This is a genomic window from Teichococcus aestuarii (assembly GCF_003116135.1).
GTDB lineage: Bacteria > Pseudomonadota > Alphaproteobacteria > Acetobacterales > Acetobacteraceae > Pseudoroseomonas > Pseudoroseomonas aestuarii.
In genome coordinates this window covers 25,794-32,878 of sequence record NZ_PDOA01000028.1, presented here as the reverse complement: position 1 = coordinate 32,878, position 7,085 = coordinate 25,794, and the positions used below count along the sequence as shown (strand labels likewise).

General features: G+C 61.5%; 7 protein-coding genes. 3 read left to right on the top strand and 4 right to left on the bottom strand.

Annotation, left to right across the window (positions count from 1 at the left end):
• Together CR165_RS26170 and CR165_RS22250 are read right to left on the bottom strand one after the other, a co-directional pair.
• Nucleotides 1–149: transposase (locus tag CR165_RS26170; protein WP_146202004.1), on the bottom strand; the 149-nt coding region annotated here is incomplete at its 3' end.
• 471 nt (nt 150–620) lie between these two features.
• Nucleotides 621–2,150, bottom strand: a complete 1,530-nt coding sequence (locus CR165_RS22250) for a Fic family protein (protein WP_109519104.1) — start codon at nt 2,148–2,150, stop codon at nt 621–623.
• 469 nt (nt 2,151–2,619) lie between these two features.
• Between CR165_RS22250 and CR165_RS22245 the strand changes: the two genes are divergently transcribed.
• Nucleotides 2,620–3,141, top strand: coding sequence for a hypothetical protein (locus CR165_RS22245; RefSeq protein ID WP_109519103.1), 522 nt, complete (start codon nt 2,620–2,622; stop codon nt 3,139–3,141).
• Between the two features lie 16 nt (nt 3,142–3,157).
• On the opposite strand, the gene CR165_RS22240 is transcribed toward CR165_RS22245, so the two are convergent.
• A complete protein-coding gene (locus CR165_RS22240) occupies nt 3,158–4,120 on the bottom strand; it encodes a restriction endonuclease (RefSeq protein WP_181378305.1) in 963 nt (320 codons plus the stop codon).
• A gap of 385 nt (nt 4,121–4,505) precedes the next feature.
• Between CR165_RS22240 and CR165_RS22235 the strand changes: the two genes are divergently transcribed.
• Together CR165_RS22235 and CR165_RS22230 are read left to right on the top strand one after the other, a co-directional pair.
• The gene (locus CR165_RS22235; protein ID WP_109519101.1) at nt 4,506–4,901 is read left to right on the top strand and encodes a VOC family protein; all 396 of its coding nucleotides are present in this window, start codon (nt 4,506–4,508) and stop codon (nt 4,899–4,901) included.
• Between the two features lie 404 nt (nt 4,902–5,305).
• Complete coding sequence (locus CR165_RS22230; RefSeq protein WP_109519100.1) at nt 5,306–5,728, top strand: hypothetical protein; 423 nt, start codon at nt 5,306–5,308, stop codon at nt 5,726–5,728.
• Nucleotides 5,729–5,822: 94 nt separating this feature from the next.
• Here the strand turns inward: CR165_RS22230 and CR165_RS22225 are convergent, their stop codons facing one another.
• On the bottom strand, nt 5,823–7,085 hold the full coding sequence (locus CR165_RS22225; RefSeq protein WP_109519099.1) for a Y-family DNA polymerase: 1,263 nt from the start codon (nt 7,083–7,085) through the stop codon (nt 5,823–5,825).

Below are 7,085 nucleotides of genomic sequence, written 5' to 3'. Positions count from 1 at the left end.
ACCTCGGCGATGACGGCGCCGGGTGCGAGCGTCTCCGCGACAATCTGCGCCTTGGCCTCCTCCGACCACCGGCGACGGCGTCCAGGACCCGTCAGCACCTCTACCCGGCGATATCCGCGGCCACCCGCGTCGTCATTAACGTCGACCATAATGTCGGCTCGAAGCTCCCCACCTGAAGGCGAGGCACCACAGCACCGGCACGATTGGGAAGAAGGGTGTTCCGGCCGCGCTTACGGCGCAGCGTCAGCAACGCGAAGAGCTGGGCCTGGGTGAAGTCATGCCGCGAGGTCCGGCTGCCATAGGCCGGGAATGTTTGGCGCCCCACAGCCAAGGCCTCGCGCGCTACCCCGACCGCCGGCTTCGTCATGCTGCGCATCGACAACCTCGCATTCAGAGTTCGAATATCCTCGCAGCGTCGCCACAATCAGAAGGTTTCAACATAGCAGCGCGTCATCACAATCAGCCTGGAGACGATGAAGATCGTTCGTGCACTGCCGGAGCTCGACATCCTGGATATGGCCAGCGAGAAGGCGGTTTTTTCGGAAGCCTGATGAATGGCTGGAGGCCGGGGGCAGCAGCCCTCGGCCGCGAAGCTTTGGCCGGCCGCACCAGGCGCGCTCTCACGGAGTGAAATCTTCCTCCGGCGGCAGCACGGTGTGTCCCGCGATGATCTCCTGGATGGCAGCCTCGATCGCTTCGATTTCGTGGTCCTCGATTTCGCTGAACATCTCCCGCTTCGCCTTGGAGAGTCGGCCGGAGTTCTGTAGGCACAGGCGGACAAGAAGGCTCGCCTTCCGATCCGGCATGTCGATAATTTCGTCCACTGCCGACTTGGCGGCATCGTAGACAGCGACGAATTCCAGTTCTTCCTTCAGATCCTTGCGGATGGTGGCGGCGACCTTGGCGTACAGGAACTCTGCGAGAGGTGTGGCATCGAAATACCGGTAGAGATGCGCCGTGTCGTTGTCGACCGTGATCTCGCGGGCTGGCGTCCAGTGCCAATCGATATGTGGCATGATCGGACCGGAGAAGGTCTCCAGCACCGTATCGTATTCCCGGAGATCCCGGACAATTGCCGCGGAGACGGGGAATAGGATGTTTGGCGGCGTGAAGCCTTCCCGAGCGAGAACCTGATGGATCAGAAAGCGGTGGATACGTCCGTTGCCGTCTTCGAAAGGATGGATGAAGACGAAGCCGAACGCTGTCAGGGCGGCCGCTACGACAGGGTCGGTGGCTTCCTTTAGCCTTTCGGTCATGGCTGCCCAGTCTGCGACCAGGGATCTGACATCCTCAGGCCGCGGGCAGATGAAGTGGACCTCCTCCCGGTAGCCGCCGACAGTTGACCCTACGAAGTTCTGGAAATCCCTGAGATCCTTCGCAGCATACCTGGCGTCGACGATGATGTTCTGGAGGTCAATCAGGCTCTGGGGGTCAGTTGGCTCGAACGATTTCGCGGAGCGGAGGGCAGCGACAAAGCGCTCTGCCTTCTTGCCAGTCGCCGTTTCGCGCTCGATGGCGAAGCTGCTCTTAGTTTCCTTCGTGTAGAGGTAGTTCACGGCTCGGGCCAGGACCTCGGGCTCACAACCGGCAACAAGGTTCCTGGCTTCCGCCGCCAGGTCCTCTTTCATGAAGGCCACGAGCCGCTGGGTCCGGCGAACAAGGGGCGCAAAGCCTGGGCTGCCCAGGATGTTGTTTGTCACCTTGTGGCGACGAGATGGGCTGCCCTTAGCTATGATGTGCAGCTTGGCATCCAGGGCATCCACGTAACCCACTGGCCCGGCATCCGGGAGATCCAGTTGCTTCCCGGTCAGCCATTCAAACAAGAACCAGGCGCGGCGGGCGTAGGCCCCGGTCGGCTCGGATCGGACCCAGGCTTCTATCTGCTCTGCTGCTGCACGGTAGCCGAATGCCTCGGAGAGGATGCCAAGATCGATGGGCTCGTAGCGCAAGGCAAACCGTAAATGGCCAGCCAGGGTATCCTCTGGCTGGTACGAAACCGGATATCGCTCCACGGTTCGCCCGTCCTCCGTGACCGTTCTCCTGGCTCCAACTCCGACCATGGAAATGACAGCCGGAGGAGGGCGTCGAAGCTCCAGAGACGCGATAAGAGCAGCCTGGCCAACCAAGCTACCCTCCACTTTCGACAGCATCTGAAAACCTTCCTGTTCGACGGGAAGCCTCCGGAAGCGATAGGAAAGCTCCGAAATCGATCCTGTTTGTCCTATTTCCTCCGAAAATGTTCAAGAGCACGGTGGGAAAAGGGGCGCGGAAAAGGTGCAGCCTCCGAAATCCCTCACAGTGATCCGAAACCATTCATAAATTCGGCTCCGGCTGTGATTTCATTTAAGGAGCTTTGCTGCCCCTACCCTCCTTCCGGCCGATCCAGCTACCATCCGCCGCCATGTTCGATCAGCCCCGCAGCCCTACACCCTCGTCAGCAAGACACCCTACAGCCAGCCGGATCCCGCTCGGGTCAGCCTTGTCTGCCTTGAGCCCTCCTTCGAGCACTTCTGCGCCTTCTGCGATGCCAATACCCCCTTTCGGTTTCGGCGGCGACTTCTCGGCTGGCCAAGCAGGCATCTGGATGTGTCATGTCCACCGGGCCGATGGAGAGCGGATGTGGCGGCGGACCTGACCATCGACGGCGCCCTCCTGCGGGCCCTGGCCGACCACAGCACTTGGTTCCACGCCACCCTCGCTGGCCCCGGTATCCGCAGCTTCATCGGCATGCACTGGGGCAGTCGTGCACCTGCCCTGGCGCGCCTGCACGATGTCCTGGACCTGCCGGAAGCCGCCCGTCCCTGGGGCATGCCTGAAGGGCCCGGCCAGCCCACGCTCTACGAGGCCGAGATCCGAACGCAGAAGCCGCTTGAGATTGCAGACGGCTTGCATGAGGTGGACCACTTAGTGGGCGAGTTCCTGTCCCGCGGTATCATCGGTCAGGCGCAGGCAACAGCGATGCTGGACCGAGAACTCGAGTCATTCGATGTCCTCCAAGCCCACGACATTGATGCCATAGTTTACCGGAATACCCACGAGGATCCGGGCAGCCTATCCATCGTCCCGCTGACTCAGGGTGTCATCAGGCTGACTGGGGTAACAGCTATCATTGACACCGGCATAGAACGCTTGGCCCAGTAACCTGTCATTCGGCTCGTTATGCAGTGCCGCCTTCTTCGTTCTCCGGCACCAGGGTCCATATACGCTGTAGCGGCAGTTCGGCACGTATCTCTTCAGGCAATTCCTCGTAGACACTGAAGAGCGCATTCATAATGTCGTCTCGCCCCCAAAAGCGGACCCGGAAATAGAGATCGTTTGTCCGCTTTAGAACGGTCGGCTTGAAGCCAGACCAACTTACCAAGAGTCCTTGATTAGCGTGGGTATCCTGCACGCACCCCAGGAGGCTCTGTAAGGTTGGCTGATCAGCTGTAATGTCTCCAGACTTCACCTGCACAACGAGCCGCGGCTCATCAAAGCCTAAGGCTCCTCTCCCTGCCACGATATCGATGCCAGCGTCAGGACCAGGAGGAGAAACCCTGACCTTGTAGCCCTGCGCCGTCAGTATCGCAGCAATCAAGTTGGTGAACTTATGGCCTGTAAAGACGCTCGAAATCCGACGCTCAATTTGAGCACGAGCGACTTGCTCGAGGTTGATAGTTTGTGCCTCTGCAGATTGGTTCCCTGTATTCGATGCATTAGGCTTGCCAGGCAATATGGGGGCAGCCCCGTCACCCGGATCCTTCCGGGTCTGCGCTACAGCGATCACCCGCTTCAGTGCGTCATTCCGCTGAATCTCGCAGACAGTCATGATCGCACCAAAGCTATACAGGAGGTCTTGCATGAAAACATCACGGGGGATGTCTGTCGCAAGCCATTTGACTGGCCGAGCTGGATGACCGTCAGGAAGTCGCTGGTAAGGTCCTGTGATTTCCCCGATGCCAATGGTTCCAAGTGTCTTGAAGGGTGACACGACTAAGTCACCAACTTCCATTGTGTTAACAAATTGATTGATTTGTGCAGCGTAGTTTGTCTGCGCACCCGGCTTGGCGTCGGGATGAACAGTCTTCACAACGTTAAGGACTGCATCGCGATCCTTAGCGTTGCTCAGGTCGGCACTCATCTTAAATCCGATCGAGAGTAACGAGTTGTTCAAGGCCTCATTCTCAAATTCTGAGTTCGCGCCCAGCCGCACTAGCCATAGTCGTTTCATGCCGTTTCCTCCGCGACAAAATCCTAGACTGAGGCATAGATGTAGCGAAGCGCTAAAAAGAGTTTGGTGTCATCTACGTAGCGTTTGATAATCCTTCATTATCGCGCCCAGCTATACAAAGAAAGATCGGTGACACAATGATCCGCCTGCCCGTGCTCGCAGCCGAATCAAAGCAGGTATCGATGCTGGTCGACAGTGCGGCCAGCGTGGAGGATGCTACCACCGTCAGGCTGCCTTACATTGCAATCAAAAAGTACTGTCGCAGCCGGTTTAGGCCTTTTTAGGGAGAGAGATTTTGCTATTTCATACGATGGTGGGATCTAATGATATCAAACGCTCCAAGCATTTTTATGATGCCGTGCTTGGCACGCTGGGCGTGAATGAGGCCACGATCAACATGGCAGGCAGCGGTCACACTCGGCTTTTCTACCGCAGTGACCGCGGCGCAAATTTCATCGTGACAGAACCCATCAACGACAAGCCTGCGACCGTCGCTAACGGTAGCACCGTTGCTTTCTCGTGCGTCTCAGCCGAGCAGGTCCGCCAGTTCCATGACGTAGCGGTCGCCAACGGTGGCACCTCGATCGAGGATGGGCCAGGGCCTCGCCAATCGGCGATGGGAACAATACATTTGGCGTACGTCCGCGATCCCGACGGCAACAAGTTGTGCGGCATATATATTCCTTCGTAATTCTCCACTGACAAATCCCTTCCTGCTAACGAAGACGTAGTAGCAAGCTGCCTCTCAGCTGAGCGGCAGCTTGCCAATGGGAGCGACTCTCCCAAGCCCTGTTTGTTCGCCTATCGTGCTCATTCTCAGTTCGGATGCAGGTGCCCTAATCAGTGCGTTTCTTGGGCTCTTGAGCAGGGTGTTCGCCAGGCCGCTAACTGGTCTGTGCCGCGGTTTATGATTTTGCGCATAGGGCGTGAACCTGCCGCACGCTTCTGACCTATGATGCCTCCGCCGCTTGAGGGCGTGGCTCTGCAGGTTGGGCATGAGGGCCGTTTCGGTTCAGTAGCCGTCCAACTCGCTTCCAGCCTAATAGTGTTTGCCATTCGCCTCCGATGTCATGGCGCAGAGAATTCAGCATCAGAATGCCGATCCGTCGTGAGCTACGTTCTCTTTATCCGCCGCACTGGCGCAGACTCAGCGCCGAGGTTCGCTTTGGCCGCGCCGGCGGACGGTGTGAGCGCTGCGGCCGGCCTCACAAGGCACTGCTGCGCTGTCTGCCCGATGGGCGCTGGTTCTGCGAGCGCAGTGGCACTTGGCGCGACGGGCGCAACCGCCCTGCGCGCTGGCCTAATCTGCTCGACGCGGTGCAAATCCGCACCACAAAGGCGGTCCTGGCTGCCGCGCACCTGAACCACGACCCGCGCGACAACCGCCTGCGCAACCTTCATGCCCTTTGCCAGCGCTGCCACCTGCTGCACGACCGCGCCTACCACCGCGCACAGCGGTGGAAGACCCTGCGTCGGCGCTGGGCCATAGGCGACCTCTTCCTTGGCCTCTACGCGTGACCAGGTCCTGGGTTAGGTCAACTTGTAGCCTGTGTTGCTGAAGGCCTTTTGGCTCTCAAGCTACGAGGCATTCCAGCGGCAGGTCGCAGGTTGATCACAGCGCTGTCGCCTGCATGATCTCGCTGATATGCGTGGTGTAGCGCGGCGACAGCATGGCCCGGCGGGTGCTCCAGCTCCGGGCGATACCGGTCGCCGCCGGCCGCAGCGTGCCGGCGCCGTGCTGGCGGTTGATCGCGTCCATCACCGCCATGGTGCGCGCCGAGGCCCGCGGCTCACGCGTCGCGAAGAGCCGCGCCTGCTGCCCGGCCGGCACCAGGTCGTTCAGCACCACCCCCGCCTTGGCGTAGCGCAGCCCGTCGCGCCACAGCCCCTCGGCCATGCGCACGGCCTCGGCGATCAGGTCGCGGCTGTCGCCGGTGGGCTCGATCCGCGCGGCGTGCTGCAGGTGCTGGTAGCGCTCCCCCTTGGCATGCGGGTCGGTGTGCATGAAGACCGCCGGGTGGCAGGCCTCCAGCTCCTCGGCCCGCAGCTTCTCGGCCGCCCGGTGCGCGTAGGCGGCCACCGCCTCGCGCATCTCGGACCAGCGCGTCACCGGCCGGCCGAAGGAGCGGGTGCAGGCCAGCCCCTTGCGGGTGGCCACCATCATCTGCAGCGGCAGGCAGGAGGTGCCGCGCAGCTCCGCCTGCACGCGGCCGCCGACCACGGTCAGCAGGTCGCGCATGGCGCGGGGGTCGGCGTCGATGAAGTCGGCGATGCTTGCGACGCCGAGGCGGGCCAGCTTCTCCTGGGTGCGACTACCGATGCCCCACACCTCGCCGACCGGTAGCCGCTGGTACCAGGCCGCGCGCTCGGCCGGGTCGGTCAGGTCGCACAGCCCGCCCAGCTCGGCGTGATCCTTGGCCAGCCCGTTGGCCAGCTTGGCGATGGTCTTGGTCGGGCCCCAGCCGACGCAGGTCGGCACCTTGGCGATGCGCAGCACCGCGGCGCGCAGCCCGGCGCAGAACGACGCCAGGTCGCGCGGCACGTCGAGGTCGAGGAACATCTCGTCGATGCTGTAGGGCTCGACGCGCGGCACCCGCTCGGCCAGTACCTGGTACACACGCCGGCTCATGTCGCCGTAGAGTGCGTAGTTGCTGCTCCTCCAGCGCACCGGGCGCAGCTCGGCGCGGCCGCGCACCAGGTGCCACGGATCGCCCATCCTGATGCCCAGGGCTTTCGCCTCGGGGGTACGGGCGATGGCGCAGCCGTCGTTGTTGCTGAGCACGACCACCGGCACCCGGTGCAGGGCCGGGTCGAAGACCCGCTCGGCGGAGCAGTAGAAGCTGTTGCCGTCGATCAGCCCATAGGTGGCCGGCAT